The organism is Alcanivorax sp. S6407 (assembly GCF_023016115.1).
Classification (GTDB): Bacteria; Pseudomonadota; Gammaproteobacteria; order Pseudomonadales; family Alcanivoracaceae; genus Alcanivorax.
In genome coordinates, this window is record NZ_JALKBH010000010.1 from 17,495 (window position 1) to 32,943 (window position 15,449).

Below are 15,449 nucleotides of genomic sequence, written 5' to 3' on the forward strand. Positions count from 1 at the left end.
GGGCGGAAATCGGCGAGCGCCGTTCTCCGCCACAGACTCCACCCTGCCAAGCAACACTGGAAGCACCATGAAACACATCTGCAACCTGGACGACATCGAGCACGAAAGCGCACGGGAGTTCCGCAAGGACGACCAGCCCATCGTCATCGCCAAATTCGATGGCCAGATTCATGCCTATATCAACTGGTGTCCGCACCTGGGCATCGAACTGAATTTCATGCCTGACGACTTCATGGACAGCGACAAGCAGTTCATCATGTGCGCCAATCACGGGGCGCTGTTCGAAGTGCAGACCGGCAACTGCCTGTCTGGCCCGTGCATGGGCGACAAGCTGGTACCGGTACCCGTGGAAGTGCGCGGTGAAGAAATCTGGCTGGGCGAAGTGCCGGAACCGGCATAATGACGCTGGACGCCAGATGCCGGAAGCCCGACGCTGACAACGCCAACACCTGAGGCATACCATGTCCCACCCCTTTGATGATCTCACCCCGGATTTCATGCTGGATGCGGTGGATGGCGCAGGCTTTCTCAGCGACGGTCGCCTGTTGCAGCTGAACAGCTTTGAAAACCGGGTATATCAGGTGGGCCAGGAAGAAGGCCCGCCGGTAATCGTGAAGTTCTACCGCCCGCAGCGCTGGAGCGATGAACAGATTCTCGAAGAGCACGCTTTCAGCCTGTTTCTGGTGGAACGGGATCTTCCGGTGATTGCCCCGGAAGTGCGCGATGGAAACAGCCTGTTCCACTGTAACGGCTTTTCCTTTGCGGTATTCCGCCGCGCCGGTGGCCACGCCCCGGAGCTGGCCAACGACAGTCACCTGGAACAACTGGGTCGCACCCTGGCCCGCTGGCACGCCTGCGGCAGCGACCGCCCCTACCAGCATCGCCCCACCCTGGATGTGATTGAGGATATCCGCACCGCCAGCACCTTCCTGATCGATGACGTGGTGGATCTCAATTACCGCGGCCAGTATCGCGACCTGATCGGCCAACTGCTCGACAGCATCACGCAACGCCTGGATGGACTCTCCTTCCCGCTACTCAACGTCCACGGCGACTGCCACACCGGCAATATCCTGTGGCGCGACAACAGCCCTCACTTTGTCGATCTGGACGACAGCCTGCGCGCCCCGGCCATGCAGGATCTGTGGATGCTGCTGTCCGGCGAAGACGACGAGCAGCAACACCAGCTGCGCGTGCTGGCCCAGGGCTATGACACCTTCCTGCCCTTCCCCTGGGAGCAGAAAGCCCTGATCGAGCCGCTGCGCATTCGCCGCATGGTCTGCTACGACGCCTGGCTGGCGCGCCGCTGGGACGACCCGGCCTTCCCGCCGGCGTTCCCCTGGTTTGAGTCCATGAACTATTGGGGCAACCAGATCAACCTGCTCCAGCAGCAATCCCATAGTCTTTGGCAGGACGGTTAACCGTTCGTTTTTAGCTCCGAACGTGACCTGACACCCGCTTTCACACTTCCACGTCAAATAGCATTTGAGATTCTCTAAATAAGCAATAGCATGCATATCAGTTAACGCCAGCCATGCATTCCTTTTGCCTTCTCGGCATTGCCATTCTTTCGGGGGATTACCACGTGACGAACACCTTCAAGCTCGGTAGCGGCCTGCTACTCGTGGCAGCCATCCAGCTCCTCACCGCCTGCGGTGGAAGCAGCAGCTCCACTCCACCAGCTGAGGCCGGCTTTAGCGGCAAGGCGAGCACCTTTCAGCGTGCGGACTTCGTGATTGGCCAACCGGACTTTGTCACCGGTTCCGCACCCGCCAGCCCCGCAGCCGACAATGTCGCATCGATCATGAACGGCGCAGGCAGCGGCCCCCTGTATCTTCCTGATGAATACAACAACCGGGTTCTCGGTTACCACCAGATCCCCGGCGTTCAGCAAGCTGCCGCAGATTTTGTTCTTGGCCAGGCCGATTTCACCTCCAACGCCTCCGGCAGCAACGCCGACCAGCTGAACCGACCCAATGTGGTGGTCGAGGCCGGCAACCAGTTGTTTGTCTCGGATTATGGCAACCACCGTGTGCTGATCTTTGACCCGGCACCACAGACCGGGCCGGCCAGTGCACAGCTGGTTATTGGCCAGACCGGCTTCGGCAGCAACGACCCGGGCTGCTCCAGCTCCAGTCTGCGACGCCCGCACGCGATCGCCGTGGTAGATGGCAAGCTGATCGTCTCGGACAACGGCAATCATCGGGTATTGATCTGGAACAGCATTCCTGACAGCAATGGCCAGCCTGCCGATCTGGTGCTGGGACAAGACAGCTTTACAGAATGCACAGTCAATGCTGGAGGCTACGCCACCGCCTCTGCCGGCTCACTCCATAACCCCACCGGGATCTGGAGCGACGGCTCCCGCCTGGCCGTCGTTGACAGTGACAACAGCCGGATTCTGATCTGGAACACCTTCCCCACAGCCGAAGACAAACTGCCAGACCTGGTGCTCGGTCAGAGCAACTTCACCAATAACACCGAGAATGACGACAACCAGGATGGCGTACCCGACACGGACCCGGAGAACGGCCAGAAGATCACCAGTGCCCGAACCCTCTACTTCCCTTATGGGCAGATTGTGTTCAACGGCAAGCAGTTCTTTGTTCCGGACTCGGACAACATGCGCGTGCTGGCCTGGAACGGCTTCCCCACCCGCAATTTTCAGCCCGCCGATGTGGTATTGGGGCAATCGGACTTTACCCGTCTCACGGATAACGACGACGACCAGAACGGTATCAGTGATGGCGCCCCCAGTGCCCGCACCTTTAACTCCCCCTATGGGCTCTCTATGGTCAACAACCGCCACCTGATTGTCGGTGACTACGGTAACCACCGGGCACTGGTTTTCAAGCTGGACCAATAGCCGTCAGTACACTGCCGATCCCGCCGGGATCGGCAGTCGCGCCCCCCTTTCCCAGCCCTTGCATATAACGCATAACATTTCCCTGCCGATCGCTCTCAAATCGTTACCATCTGATTACTTTTTAACCGCCCGGACAGGCCTATATTCAAATATGTACCCGGGGAAGGACGCTCCGGAAAACCATGCCCACCATATGGACAGGGGGGATCATCATGAATGCAGGGACGCGAATTCAGAGTTTCATCGGCATGATTGCCGTCGCTACGACACTCACAGGCTGCGGGGGCGGGGGTGGCAGCAGCGGCGGAGCAGTGGCAGCCTCCACGCCACCGAAACCCACCTTCACCTTTGCGGCAGCCACCGTCGTAATCGGACAGGCCGACATGGCCAGCAGGCAACCGGATCAGGGAGGCACTGTTGCGGCCAACACCCTCGACAAACCCTATGGCAACCCCGATTACCGTGACGGCATCCTTTATCTGCCGGACAGCAACAACAATCGCAGCCTCGGTTTCGGCACCCTGCCAGCGGTGAACAATGGCACCGCCACCTTCGCTCTCGGCCAGGCAGATCTTACCAGCAGCATCGCCGGTGTCAGTGAAGCCCTGTTCGATAGCCCGCAAAGCCCGTCCGCCAGCGATGGAAAGTTGTTTGTGGCGGATTACTTCAATAACCGGGTCGTCGTGTATGACCCGACACCAACGGCTGGTGCGGACGCCTCTGTGGTGCTGGGGCAAGTTGATCTGAACAGCAATGTGGAGGCCTGTAGCCAGACCGGCATGGCATACCCTGAGTCCCTGTTTGCCGTTGCCGGCAAACTGATAGTGGCTGACAGTGAAAACAACCGGGTACTGATCTGGAATGACACCTCATCGCTGGCCAATGGAGCAGCAGCCGATCTGGTGCTTGGGCAGCCCGATTTCAGCAACTGCAGCGCCAACAATGATGCCGGGGCAGCGCCGGATCCCGCCTCTGCCCGCACCCTGAATTACCCGGCCGGCATCTGGAGTGATGGCAACAAGCTGGTGGTTCTGGACAGTTATAATAATCGGGCGCTGATCTGGAACAGCTTTCCGACCAGCAATTACCAGCCCGCCAATGTGGTATTGGGACAGGAAAACTTTGCCAACGTCGCCGCCAACGACAGCGATCAGGATGGCGCTTCTGACGGCTCACCCACCGCACACACCCTCAGCACTCCCTACAACGGGGTGGACTCGGATGGCTCCCGTCTGTTCATCGCTGACGGCGACAACAACCGCGTGCTGGTGTGGAACCAGTTCCCCACCACCAACTTCGCCGCTGCTGACGAAGTCATTGGCCAGTCTGATTTCGTCCACGGCGCGCCCAATGATGATGACCAGGATGGGCTGCCGGATGACGGCTTGCCCGGCACCCCCAGCGCGCGCACTCTTAGCGACCCCAATGGCGTCAGGATCATCGACAGCAGTAGCGTCATTGTGGGAGACAGGCAGAACAGCCGCTTCCTGATCTTCAAGAAGCAATAACTACAACAACAGTTACAGCAATACCGGAACACTGCTGGTCAGGGAGAAGTCCTGCGGGGAAAGCGAGACTTTCCAGGCCAGCACCTCTACCCCGGCATCCACCGCTTCACGCAGCAGCGCCCCATAGCGTTGGTCAATCTCGTCCGCCGGCCGGGCGGCCGTGGCACCACTGTGCTGCACACAAAACACCAGCACCGCACGCTTGCCGGAAGCCACCACCGCCATCAGGGTCTTGAGGTGTTTCTGGCCTCGCTCAGTGACCGAATCCGGAAAGGCAATCACGCCATCATCCGTATCCTCAGGGCCCGGACCCAGGGTCACATTCTTGACCTCGATAAAGGTGTGCGGGTCCGCGCGATGGCCCAAAGCAAGATCAAAACGGCTGTCGCCGTATTTCACTTCCCGTTCGACCCCGTCCTGGGGATCCAGCTGCGGAATAATCGCCGCCCGCACCGCCTCTTCCACCAGGGCATTGGTGCGACTGGTATTCACCCCGGCCCAATGATCGTGAGCCACCTGCAAGGCTTCCAGGGTATGGCGGTATTTACGTTTGGGATTGCCGCTATCGGAAATCAGCGCCTGCTGGGGCTCACCCAGCACGCAGTTTTTCATGGACCCGGTATTCGGACAGTGCACCGTGATTTCACTGCCATCGGCGCGCACCACATCTGCCATGAAACGCTTGTAACGGCGCAGCAGAGTGACGGTTTCCAGCGGGGGATCAAACTTCACAAAGTCTCCAGATAATGTTCAAGGCGATGCAATGCTTCGCTAAGGCGTGACTCTGAACAGGTATAGGCCAGGCGCACATAGCGACAATGCTCATGCCCCTCACCAAAATCCAGCCCCGGAGTCATGGCCACGCCGGCCTTTTCCAGCAAGTCAGCACAGAAGGCAAAGCTGTCATCGGTAAAGCCACTGACATCGGCATAAAGGTAGAAGGCGCCATCGCCACGGGACACCACCGGCACCTTGAGATGGGCCAGACCATTGAGCAGGCACTGACGGCGGCGCGCCAGCAACTGGTGGCGCTGCTCAAGAATGGTCAGCGAGGCTTCTTCCAAGGCGGCGATAGCGCCGTATTGGGCGGGCGTGGAAGGCGCCAGAAACAGGTTCTGGGCCAGCCTTTCGATGGCTGGGACCAGTGCCGGCGGCGCCACCAGCCAGCCGAGCCGCCAGCCGGTCATGCAGAAATACTTGCTGAAGCTGTTGATTACTACCACGTCATCGGTTTCCGCCAGCACCGAACCGGCCGGCTCACCGTAGCAAAGCCCCTGATAGATTTCGTCCACCAACAGGGTGCCGCCCAGACCTTTGACCGCCGCCGCCATCTTGCCGAGCGTCTGCGGGCTCAACATATTGCCAGTGGGATTATCGGGGCTCGCCACCATGGCCACCCGGGTGTTGAGCTGCCAGGCCTCCAGCAGGTCATCACAGGTAAGGCTGAACTGGTTCTCCGCCGACAATACCAGCGGCTGCACCTCACCGCCCACCAGCCTGACGAACTGACGATTACAGGGATAACCAGGATCCGGCAGCAACACACCATCCCCGGGATTGATCAGTGCCGCCAGTGCCAGCTGCAAGGCCCCGGACGCACCCGGTGTCACCACCACCTGGCCGGGCGACACCGCTGCACCAAAACGCTCGCGGTAATCACGGGCGATCGCCTCACGCAGGGCCGGCAATCCTGCTGCAGGGGTATACCCGGTACGGCCATGGGCCATGGCATCGCGAATGGCATCCATGACAGGATCCGGGGTGTCGAAATCCGGCTCGCCCACCTCCAGGTGAATAACATCCCTCCCCTGGGCCGTCAGTTGCTGGGCGCGCTCCAACAGGGCCATCACATGAAAGGGTGGTACCTGGCTGGCGTATCGTGACAATTGGCTCATCGCAAGTTTCCTCTTCCATGCAGAGTCTGCATGGCTATAATCGGCCAGATTTTCATCAATCAGGCTACCCTCGGGGCCCCAGCCCTGTAATTGGTGACAAGACTTGCCTATAAGGGGTAAGGTCGAAGATTACATTATGCCCATGAGGGATGTTCGGGCACAGGACAGAGAGTCAAGACGATGCTAAGGGAGTTATTGAAGATGGCCACCGGCAAAAAGAAAGCCCCGAAGAAGGCGGCTAAAAAACAAACAACCGGAACCACTGCCAGCAAAAAAGCTTCGGCTTCCTCAGCAAAGAAAGCCCCTGCCAAGAAAGCTGCCGTGAAAAAGCCTGCCGCCAAGAAAGCCGCTGCCAAGAAGGCGCCGGCAAAGAAAGCGGCAGTGAAGAAAGCGCCAGCCAAGAAAACGGCAGCAAAGCCGGCAGCGAAAAAAGCCGCCGTAAAGAAAGCACCGGCGAAGAAGGCCGCGGCCAAAAAGGCCCCCGCCAAAAAAGCAGCGGTGAAAAAACCTGTGGCCAAGAAGGCCGTCGCCAAACCGGCTGCAAAGCCTGCCGCCAAAAAAGCGCCGGCGAAGAAGGTTGCAGTGAAGAAACCGGCGACCAAGCCGGCAGCCAGCAAGCCAGCCGCAAAGCCGGCCAGCAAACCCCAGACAGCCAAGGCGACGGCAGCCAAACCCGCCGCCGCCAAGCCAGCGGCCAAAAAGGTCGCGGCCAAGAAAGCAGCGCCTGCTGCACCAAGAACAAAGCTGCCTACCTCCGGGAAGGCACGGTCCGCAGCTGCTGCGGCCACCAGTACATCGCAATCCGGTACCGCAAGGACAGCGTCTGCCGGCAATGGAATGTCGCCGAGCCGATCCACCTCTTCCGCTCAGGTAAAAAAGAACGTGAAAAAGTCATCCAAATCCACTTCCTCCATGGCCCAGCTGCACGGCTTCGAACCGTATCAGCCTGCGGCAGGTGAGGAATACATGAACGAAAAGCAGCGTGACCACTTCCGCAAGATTCTGCTGGCCTGGCGCCAGGAGCTGATGGAGGAAGCCGATCGCACCATGCACCACCTTCAGGATGAGCAGGTCAACCTGCCCGATCCGGCCGACCGGGCCACCCAGGAAGAAGAATTCGCCCTGGAACTGCGTACCCGCGACCGTGAGCGCAAGCTGCTCAAGAAGATCGAGAAAACCCTGGATCTGGTCGACAAGGACGATTACGGCTACTGCGAAGCCTGCGGTATCGAAATCGGCATCCGCCGCCTGGAAGCCCGCCCCACCGCAGAGATGTGCATCGACTGCAAGGAGCTGGCGGAGATCAAGGAAAAGCAGCTGGCAGGCTAAAGGCAGTGAATAGTGAATAGTGAACAGTGAACAGCGCGCGATAGCGGGCTTTCGCTCTTTGCTATTCAGGAGGCCGCGCCCATACTCTGAGCGCGGCCTCCTGCGTTTTACTCCACTGCACTCTTAAGGCGCGTCGCTGTTCACTGTTCACTATTCACTATTCACTGTTCACTGTTTTATGACCTATCGCGGACGTTTCGCCCCTACCCCCTCCGGCCCGTTGCATTTCGGATCGCTGGTGGCGGCGCTGGCCAGTTGGTTGGAGGCCCGTGCTGCGGGTGGGGAGTGGCTGGTGCGGGTGGATGATCTGGATCCGCCGCGGGAAGTGCCCGGCGCCGCCGACACCATTCTCAGGCAGCTGGAACAGTTCGGGCTGGAGTGGGATGGCCCGGTACGTTACCAAAGCCAGCGCCATGCCAGTTATCAGCGGGCGGTGGATCAACTGCTGGAGCAGGGCCACGCCTTTTACTGCACCCTGACCCGCAAACAGCTGGCCGCGCTCGAACATAATCACCCGGGCATCAGCGCCGCCGTGCCTGCCAGTTCCGAGGCATCGGTTCGTCTTGCCGTGCCGGACCGTGAGCTGTGCTATGACGATGGCATTCAGGGCCAGGTTTGCAACAACCTCCACCGGGATGGCGGCGCTTTCGTGATCCGTCGCCGCGACGGTTTGTTTGGCTATCAACTGGCCTGCGCCCTGGATGATGCCGACGACGTTATCACCCATGTGCTGCGCGGCGCCGACCTGCTCGATTCCACCCTGCGCCAACGCTGGCTGCTGGAATGCCTTGGCCGCCCCGCACCCCGCTATGCGCATTTACCGGTCATCACGGATGGCCGCGACACCAAGCTGTCCAAGTCCGGCGGCAGCGAAGCGCTCGACCCGGCCCACGCCAGCCAGCTACTCTCCGCCGCCCTGCACTGCATGGGGCTGCAGCCGCCCAAGGATCTGCTGGGCGCACCACCCGCCACCCTGCTGGAATGGAGCAAAATCCATTACCCCGAACACCACTGGCCCCCCGGCCGCCAGCAACCTTTACCCACGTTACTCTCGTAGGGCGGAAATGGGCGTCAGCCCATCTCCGCCACCCTGCCCCTGGATTTCGGCATCATCTGGTGGAGATTGGCTGACGCCAATTTCCACCCTACGCCCTCAATCCGCCGAGTTGAAAGTTCAAACGCGGCGCAGGTTACTGCGAGTGCGAAGGCGGAGCCCGCGATTCAGCGTATCGGCGCGGGCACAGCGGAGAAGCAACCCCAACCCCATCTCGCGCTTTTAAACTTTCAACTTTGAACTTTCAACTGCGCTCCCCGCTTTTACACACCTCCCCCACCTGACGTATGCTCTTCGCCTTGAAGGGGCAAAACCACCATGTATACCGACCGCCTGCTGATCATCTTTATTCTGGGAACCTACCTGCTCTCCCCTGCCATCATCGACTGGTGGAGCGAAGGGGGCCGGGCCTGGTATCGCCCCTATCTGATCTGGCTGGGCCTGATCGCCCTGAGTTACTGGATCGCCAAGAGCAAAGACGTCGATGGTCTATAGTGTCAGCGAACTGATCGCCATCGCCGGCGGTTACCTGTTATTCCTGTTTCTGGTTGCCTGGATCACCGAACGCGGCTGGTTGCCGTCACGACTGGTCCGCCACCCTGCTGTTTATGTATTTTCCCTTGGTGTCTATGCCAGCGCCTGGGCGGTGTACGGGGCGGTGGGCTATGCCTATCAGTTTGGCTACAACTTCCTGTCTTACTTTCTGGGCATCTCCGGGGTGTTCCTGCTGGCGCCGATTCTGCTGGCACCAATTCTTCGCCTCACCGCCACCTACCAGCTAAGTTCCCTGGCTGATCTGTTCGCATTCCGTTATCGCAGCCGGCTGGCCGGGGCACTGACCACCATCATCATGTTGATCGGCGTGCTGCCCCTGCTGGCGTTGCAGCTCAAGGCGGTGGGCGAATCCATCCAGATTCTCACCGGTACCGATGACCCCCGTTCACTGGCCGGAGGCTTCTGCATCATGATGGTGATCTTCGCCATCCTGTTTGGTGCTCGCCATGCCACTGCGCGGGAAAAACATGAAGGGCTAGTGGTGGCCATTGCCACCGAATCCCTGATCAAGCTGATGGCCTTCGGCGCGGTGGCACTGCTGGGGCTTTACGGGGTATTTGACGGTCCAGGCGATCTCAGCGCCTGGCTGGACGATCACCCGGAAATGCTCGCGCGCCTGTACTACCCACTGCAGGACGGCACCTGGCACTCCATGATCATGGCGTTCTTTGTCTCCGCCGTGGTGCTGCCGCACATGTTCTACATGGCCTTTACCGAAAACCTGAACCCGCGAGCCCTGATCACCGCCAGCTGGGCGCTGCCACTGATGTTCCTGGTCATGGCCCTGTGCGTGCCGGTGATCCTGTGGGCCGCTGCTGCCAGCAACGCCCCTACACCGCCGGATTACTATGTATTGGGCATTGGCATGGTTACCGGCGGACAGGGTGCCGTGCTGGGTTATCTGGCCGGCCTCGCCGGCGCCAGTGGCATGTTGATTGTCGCCACACTGGCGTTGTCGGGCATGTGCCTGAACCACCTGATTCTGCCTGCCAGCCCGCTACATCAGGGCCAGAACCTGTACCGTAACCTGCTGTGGACGCGGCGCACCCTGATCGCCGCCATCCTCGCCATGGCCTACCTGTTTTATCGCTTTACCGGTGCCAACCACACCCTGGTAGAGCTGGGTGTGCTGTCGTTTGTGGCCACCCTGCAGTTTGTCCCCGGTCTGATCGGCGCCCTGTTCTGGCCCACCGGCAACCGCAACGGTCTGTTCGCCGGTCTTATCATCGGCTTCCTGTTGTGGCTGCTGTTGCTGGTACTGCCCATCACCTACCCGAGCCTGCAGATTCCGCAACTGATGGAACTGGCTGGCATGCGATATCAGAATGGCGCCAACCAGTGGCACCATGTGGCCATTGCCTCGGTGTCCGCCAACGCCCTGCTGTTTGCCATCATCTCCATCGTGACGCCCATGTCGCGCGCGGAAAAGAACGCCGCCGAAGCCTGTGCCGTGGACAGCCTGCGCCGTCCCTACCGCTGGGAGCTGGAAGCCAAGAGCGTGGACGATTTCATCGACGCCCTGAGCCTGCCTCTGGGCCCGATCACCGCCACCCGCGAGGTGGAAATGGCGCTACGCGACTTGCGCCTGCCCAGAACCGAAACCCGCCCCTATGCCCTGCGGCGGCTGCGGGATCAGCTGGAAACCAACCTCTCCGGGCTGCTTGGTCCGTCGGTATCCCACCAGCTCATGGATGACCATCTGCCCTATCTGCCCAAGGAAGAACAGAGCACCAGCGAAGACATTCAGTTCATCGAATCCCGCCTGGAGCAATATCGCGACCGCCTCTCCGGCCTGGCGGCAGAACTGGACGGACTGCGTCGCTTCCACCGGCAGACCCTGCTGGAACTGCCCATGGGGGTGATCTCATTGGGCGCCGACGATGAAATCATTGGCTGGAACCAGGCCATGGAATTCCTCACCGGCATCTCCGCCGCCGACACCATCGGTTCCCGACTGGCAGACCTGGCGCCCCCCTGGGGCGAGTTCCTCACCCGTTTCAGCCGTGACGCCAGTTCCCACCAGCCGCAGCAGTCCCTTGATGTGGATGGCCAGACCCGCTGGCTGAGTCTGCACAAGTCCTCGGTGATGGGCGTCGGCACAGCCGAACAGGCCGGCGGCCAGGTGCTGGTGATCGAAGACATTACCGAACTGCGGCACATGGAAGTGCACCTTGCGCACAACGAACGACTTGCCTCCATCGGCCGACTGGCTGCCGGAGTGGCCCACGAAATCGGCAACCCCGTCACCGCCATAGCCTGCCTGGCGCAGAATCTGGATAGCGAAAGTGATGCCCGCGAACAGATGGAATCCAGTCAGCAGATCCTGGAACAGACCCGCCGCATTACCCGCATCGTGGAATCCCTGGTGACCTTCAGCCACTCCGGCAGCGTGCGTCATAGCGAGCATGTTCCGGTCAGTGTGCGTGACACCGTGGACGAAGCGATTTCCCTGCTGTTGCTGGACCCGGATCACCGCCAGCAACAGTTTGAAAATCATTGTCCCGGCAACAACTGGGTTCAGGGTGACCCGCAACGTCTGCTGCAGGTGTTTATCAACCTGCTGGGCAATGCTGCCGATGCCTGCGAACCCTCACAGCCCATTTCCATTCGCTGCGAGGCCCAGGATCCGTGGCTGGAAATTCAGGTAGAAGATCAGGGCCACGGCATACCGGCCAACGTGCGCGATGCCCTGTTTGAACCCTTTGTGACCAGCAAGAGTCCCGGAAGGGGCACCGGTCTTGGCCTGGCGCTGGTGTACAGTATTATCGAAGAGCATTTCGGCAGCATCAGCGTAGAGAGCCCGGTCAACGAACAGGGCGGCACCCGTTTTATTATTCGTCTGCCCATTCATAACGCGGCAACTTGAGGTAGTATTTTCTGCATAGCGTTACTGTTCAGAAAACGCTGTCTCAAGCCTTGATCGGTCAGTACAGGAACCCGTGATTCATGAGCCACATCCTGATTGTTGAAGACGAGCCCGTCATTCGCGGTGCACTGCGAAAACTGCTGGAGCGTCACGAACACTCCGTGGAAGAAGCCGATTCCGTGGAGCAGGCCCGGGAAAAACCTCTCAATCAGTTTGACCTCATCATCAGCGATCTGCGCCTGCCCGGCGAACCGGGCACCAACATGATTGAAGCCGCGGGCAATACGCCAGTACTGATCATGACCAGCTACGCCAGCCTTCGCTCGGCAGTGGATGCCATGCGCCTGGGGGCCGTGGACTACATTCCCAAGCCATTCGACCATGACGAAATGCTGCTGGCCGTGGACCGGGTTCTGAAAGAAGGCCGCCTTAACCGCGGCAACCGCGCCCTGCGCCGGGACATCGAACGCACTTATCCAGTCCGCAACATGGTGGGCGAGAGCGAAGTGATGCAGGAACTGCGTCACCGCATCAACCGGGTCGGGCCCACCAACACCCCGGTCCTGATCATGGGCGAAGCAGGCAGCGGCAAGGAACTCACCGCCCGCGCCCTGCACGAGAACAGTGAGCGCTCGGCGGGCCCCATGGTGTCAGTACAATGCGCTGCCCTGCCGCGCAACCTGCAGATTACCGAGCTGTTCGGCGATGACGGCAATCCCGGCCGGATAGAAGAGGCCGACGGAGGCACCCTGTTTCTGGATGAAATCGGCGAACTGGCCAGCGAAGTCCAGAGCCGCCTGCTGACCCTGCTGACCCACCACGAGATTCACCGGCAGGGGTCACTGGCACCGCGCAAGGTGGACGTACGCATACTGGCCAGCAGCCAGCTGGATCTTCCCGCCCGTGTCGCTGATGGCCATTTCCGCCAGGACCTCTACTACCGCCTCAATGTGATGGAACTGACCCTGCCACCGCTGCGTGAACGGGGAGATGATCTGGATCTGCTGGCCGACGCCCTGCTTGGTCGTGGCAGCGAGAAGCTTAACCGCCACGGGCTGCATTTCACCGAGTCGGCACGACAGGCCATGCACAATTACAGCTGGCCAGGCAATGTACGGGAACTGGAAAACGTGATCGAGCGCGCCATCATCCTCACCGAGGAAGAAGGCATCGGCCCCGCCCAACTGGGCCTGAACCCCAACCGCACCCCGCAGCGGGTAAGCCGGGCCAGTCTGGATCCCAGCGAGGACCTTTCGCTGGAAGATTATTTCACCCGCTTCGTGATGGAAAACCAGGACAGCATGACCGAGACCGAACTGGCCCAGAAACTGGGAATCAGCCGAAAAAGCCTGTGGGAACGGCGCCAGAGACTGGGCATTCCCCGTAAAAAAGGCGGTGGGCGACGTTAAAACAGGCGAATCCAGCCCTGACAAACCGGCCATTGACCCTTTAATCCGGCACGTTCGTCATTTTGGTCAATCAAAAAATTGCAGCGGCTCCCGGCCCATTTTGGCCGTTTTCCACAGATTTTCGCAGAACACGGTTCAAGTGTTACCTCACTACCCAGGAAAGTAACACTGTTGTTACCGGATTCACCCCCAATTCAACGGGCTTTTCACGAACAACCTGTAACACACTGTTTTAAAAGGATTTTAAGCGTTGTTGCATTGGGGCGGGGTGGCAGGCACTATGAATTCCACGCCAGCCAACAACAAAAACAACGGCGTGACAGGCTCAACAATAACAACAAGAAAGAAGAACAATAATTTTACGAGCCAATGCAGTGCTGCTTGCAGCACTAGGCAGATAACAACACAAACAATAATAACAACAGAATCAGCGCAAAATATGGGAGTCACAACTTAGGTTGTGGCTCCTTTTTACTTTTGGGCTTTCACAAACCCAATTGCCGAGTATACGTGACGAATCCCTCACCCGGCGAGAAAAAAATGCTACCATCGCCGCTTTACTGCTTCCTTATTCTGAGTCCGGACAATCACGCATGCCCTGCAAGCTTCTGGAACGTATGACAGGCTGGTTCAAGAAGGGTTCCCAGAATCCTGCCATGAATTCACCCCGGATTATTCCCCGCGACCAACACCCGATTTCCCGCCAGCAGATTTCCCGTGCGGCACTCAACGTGCTCTACGGTCTGCATAAGGCTGGTTTCGAGGCGTTTCTGGTGGGCGGCTGCCTGCGCGACATTCTCAGTGGCCGGGAACCGAAAGATTTCGATGTCTCCACCAACGCCACCCCCGAGCAGGTAAACCGCATCTTCAAGCGGAGCCGCATCATCGGCCGCCGCTTTCAGATCGTGCACGTGCGCTTTGGCCGGGAAGTCATCGAAGTCTCCACTTTCCGGGCCATGAACCGGGAGGAAAACCCGGACAAGCAGCAACACCACGCCCATGAGGAAACCGGACTGGTACTGCGCGACAATACCTGGGGCAGCATCGAGGAAGATGCCCAGCGCCGGGATTTCACCTGCAACGCGCTCTACTACAATATTGCCGATTTCACCCTGCATGACTTCACCGGCAGCCTGCAGGACATCGAAAACCAGCGCATTCACCTGATCGGTGATCCGCAGACCCGCTATCGCGAAGACCCGGTCCGCATGCTGCGTGCCGCCCGCTTCGCCGCCAAGCTCGGCTTCCACATCGACCAGGCCACTGCTGACCCGATCCCGGAGCTTGCCGAATTGCTGCTGCAGGTTCCTTCCGCGCGCATGTTCGATGAAGTGCTCAAGCTGTTCCTCAGCGGCCATGCCCGCGCGTCCTATGAACAGCTGCAGCAGCTGCATCTGTTCCGCTTCCTGTTCCCCGGCACCCAGCGGGCACTGGAAGGCGAGCAGGGGCCGGTGTGGGAAGACATGCTGCTGGCCGCCATGGACAACACCGACAAGCGCCTGGCCGTCGACAAGCCTGTGACCCCTGCCTTTATCTATGCCGTGCTGTTGTGGCCGGAAATCCAGCAGCGCATGGGCGGCTACCTGTCCAGCGGGTTACCGCCGGCACAGGCCCTGCACAAGGCAGCCACCCGGGCACTCAACGACCAGATCAAACACACTGCCATCCCTCGCCGTTTCTCTACCGTTATGCGCGAAATGTGGGAACTGCAGCTGCGTCTGGACAAGCGCGGCGGACGCCGCGCCGATGCCTTGATGGAGCACCCCCGTTTCCGGGCGGCCTATGATTTCCTGCTGCTGCGAGAGCAGGCCGGGGAGATCAAACCCGGGCTGGGCGACTGGTGGACCCGCTACCAGGAAGAAGACGAGCAAGGTCGGCGCGAGATGATCAGCAACCTGGGTAACCAGGGTAGTGCCAACAAGCGCCGCCGCCGCCGCCGGCCACGCAAACCCAAGGCAGACAGCTAA

At 59.9% G+C, this 15,449-nt stretch carries 13 protein-coding genes; 10 read left to right on the plus strand and 3 right to left on the minus strand.

Annotated elements, in window-relative coordinates; all coding sequences use genetic code 11:
• The first annotated feature begins 67 nt into the window (after positions 1 to 67).
• The 4 genes from MWU49_RS16550 (at position 68) to MWU49_RS16565 (ending at position 4,374) form a co-directional block, all read left to right on the plus strand.
• Positions 68 to 400 (plus strand): Rieske (2Fe-2S) protein, encoded by a 333-nt coding sequence (locus MWU49_RS16550; RefSeq protein ID WP_246974458.1) that lies wholly within the window; start codon positions 68 to 70, stop codon positions 398 to 400.
• 61 nt (positions 401 to 461) lie between these two features.
• A complete protein-coding gene (locus MWU49_RS16555; RefSeq protein WP_246974461.1) occupies positions 462 to 1,421 on the plus strand; it encodes a serine/threonine protein kinase in 960 nt (319 codons plus the stop codon).
• 164 nt (positions 1,422 to 1,585) lie between these two features.
• Positions 1,586 to 2,866, plus strand: coding sequence for an NHL repeat-containing protein (locus MWU49_RS16560; protein WP_246974464.1), 1,281 nt, complete (start codon positions 1,586 to 1,588; stop codon positions 2,864 to 2,866).
• Positions 2,867 to 3,078: 212 nt separating this feature from the next.
• Positions 3,079 to 4,374, plus strand: coding sequence for a hypothetical protein (locus MWU49_RS16565; RefSeq protein ID WP_246974465.1), 1,296 nt, complete (start codon positions 3,079 to 3,081; stop codon positions 4,372 to 4,374).
• Positions 4,375 to 4,386: 12 nt separating this feature from the next.
• On the opposite strand, the gene sfsA is transcribed toward MWU49_RS16565, so the two are convergent.
• From sfsA to MWU49_RS16580, 3 genes are all read right to left on the minus strand, one after another.
• On the minus strand, positions 4,387 to 5,106 hold the full coding sequence (gene sfsA, locus MWU49_RS16570; RefSeq protein WP_246974467.1) for a DNA/RNA nuclease SfsA: 720 nt from the start codon (positions 5,104 to 5,106) through the stop codon (positions 4,387 to 4,389).
• Positions 5,103 to 6,269, minus strand: coding sequence for an aminotransferase class I/II-fold pyridoxal phosphate-dependent enzyme (locus MWU49_RS16575; RefSeq protein ID WP_246974470.1), 1,167 nt, complete (start codon positions 6,267 to 6,269; stop codon positions 5,103 to 5,105). The genes sfsA and MWU49_RS16575 overlap by 4 nt, the downstream gene beginning before the upstream one ends.
• Before the next feature lie 134 nt (positions 6,270 to 6,403).
• The gene (locus MWU49_RS16580) at positions 6,404 to 7,126 is read right to left on the minus strand and encodes a hypothetical protein (RefSeq protein WP_246974473.1); all 723 of its coding nucleotides are present in this window, start codon (positions 7,124 to 7,126) and stop codon (positions 6,404 to 6,406) included.
• 55 nt (positions 7,127 to 7,181) lie between these two features.
• Here MWU49_RS16580 and dksA point away from each other — a divergent pair, with 55 nt between their 5' ends.
• From dksA to pcnB, 6 genes are all read left to right on the plus strand, one after another.
• Positions 7,182 to 7,598: an RNA polymerase-binding protein DksA gene (gene dksA, locus MWU49_RS16585; RefSeq protein ID WP_246974570.1), complete on the plus strand. Its 417-nt coding sequence runs from the start codon at positions 7,182 to 7,184 to the stop codon at positions 7,596 to 7,598.
• A 178-nt stretch (positions 7,599 to 7,776) separates the two neighbouring features.
• The gene (gluQRS, locus tag MWU49_RS16590) at positions 7,777 to 8,655 is read left to right on the plus strand and encodes a tRNA glutamyl-Q(34) synthetase GluQRS (RefSeq protein ID WP_246974475.1); all 879 of its coding nucleotides are present in this window, start codon (positions 7,777 to 7,779) and stop codon (positions 8,653 to 8,655) included.
• 315 nt (positions 8,656 to 8,970) lie between these two features.
• On the plus strand, positions 8,971 to 9,147 hold the full coding sequence (locus MWU49_RS16595) for a hypothetical protein (protein WP_007149317.1): 177 nt from the start codon (positions 8,971 to 8,973) through the stop codon (positions 9,145 to 9,147).
• The gene (locus MWU49_RS16600; protein ID WP_246974477.1) at positions 9,137 to 12,073 is read left to right on the plus strand and encodes a sensor histidine kinase; all 2,937 of its coding nucleotides are present in this window, start codon (positions 9,137 to 9,139) and stop codon (positions 12,071 to 12,073) included. Before MWU49_RS16595 ends, MWU49_RS16600 begins: the two co-directional genes overlap by 11 nt.
• Positions 12,074 to 12,153: 80 nt before the next feature.
• Complete coding sequence (locus tag MWU49_RS16605) at positions 12,154 to 13,482, plus strand: sigma-54 dependent transcriptional regulator (protein WP_246974481.1); 1,329 nt, start codon at positions 12,154 to 12,156, stop codon at positions 13,480 to 13,482.
• 593 nt (positions 13,483 to 14,075) lie between these two features.
• The gene (pcnB, locus tag MWU49_RS16610) at positions 14,076 to 15,449 is read left to right on the plus strand and encodes a polynucleotide adenylyltransferase PcnB (protein ID WP_246974484.1); all 1,374 of its coding nucleotides are present in this window, start codon (positions 14,076 to 14,078) and stop codon (positions 15,447 to 15,449) included.

Coding starts and splice junctions, on each gene's coding strand:
- MWU49_RS16550 (WP_246974458.1), top strand. CDS start 68: ATGAAACACATCTGCAACCTGGACGACATCGAGCACGAAAGCGCACGG.
- MWU49_RS16555 (WP_246974461.1), top strand. CDS start 462: ATGTCCCACCCCTTTGATGATCTCACCCCGGATTTCATGCTGGATGCG.
- MWU49_RS16565 (WP_246974465.1), top strand. CDS start 3,079: ATGAATGCAGGGACGCGAATTCAGAGTTTCATCGGCATGATTGCCGTC.
- MWU49_RS16575 (WP_246974470.1), bottom strand. CDS start 6,269: ATGAGCCAATTGTCACGATACGCCAGCCAGGTACCACCCTTTCATGTG.
- dksA (WP_246974570.1), top strand. CDS start 7,182: ATGGCCCAGCTGCACGGCTTCGAACCGTATCAGCCTGCGGCAGGTGAG.
- gluQRS (WP_246974475.1), top strand. CDS start 7,777: ATGACCTATCGCGGACGTTTCGCCCCTACCCCCTCCGGCCCGTTGCAT.
- MWU49_RS16595 (WP_007149317.1), top strand. CDS start 8,971: ATGTATACCGACCGCCTGCTGATCATCTTTATTCTGGGAACCTACCTG.
- MWU49_RS16600 (WP_246974477.1), top strand. CDS start 9,137: ATGGTCTATAGTGTCAGCGAACTGATCGCCATCGCCGGCGGTTACCTG.
- MWU49_RS16605 (WP_246974481.1), top strand. CDS start 12,154: ATGAGCCACATCCTGATTGTTGAAGACGAGCCCGTCATTCGCGGTGCA.
- pcnB (WP_246974484.1), top strand. CDS start 14,076: ATGCCCTGCAAGCTTCTGGAACGTATGACAGGCTGGTTCAAGAAGGGT.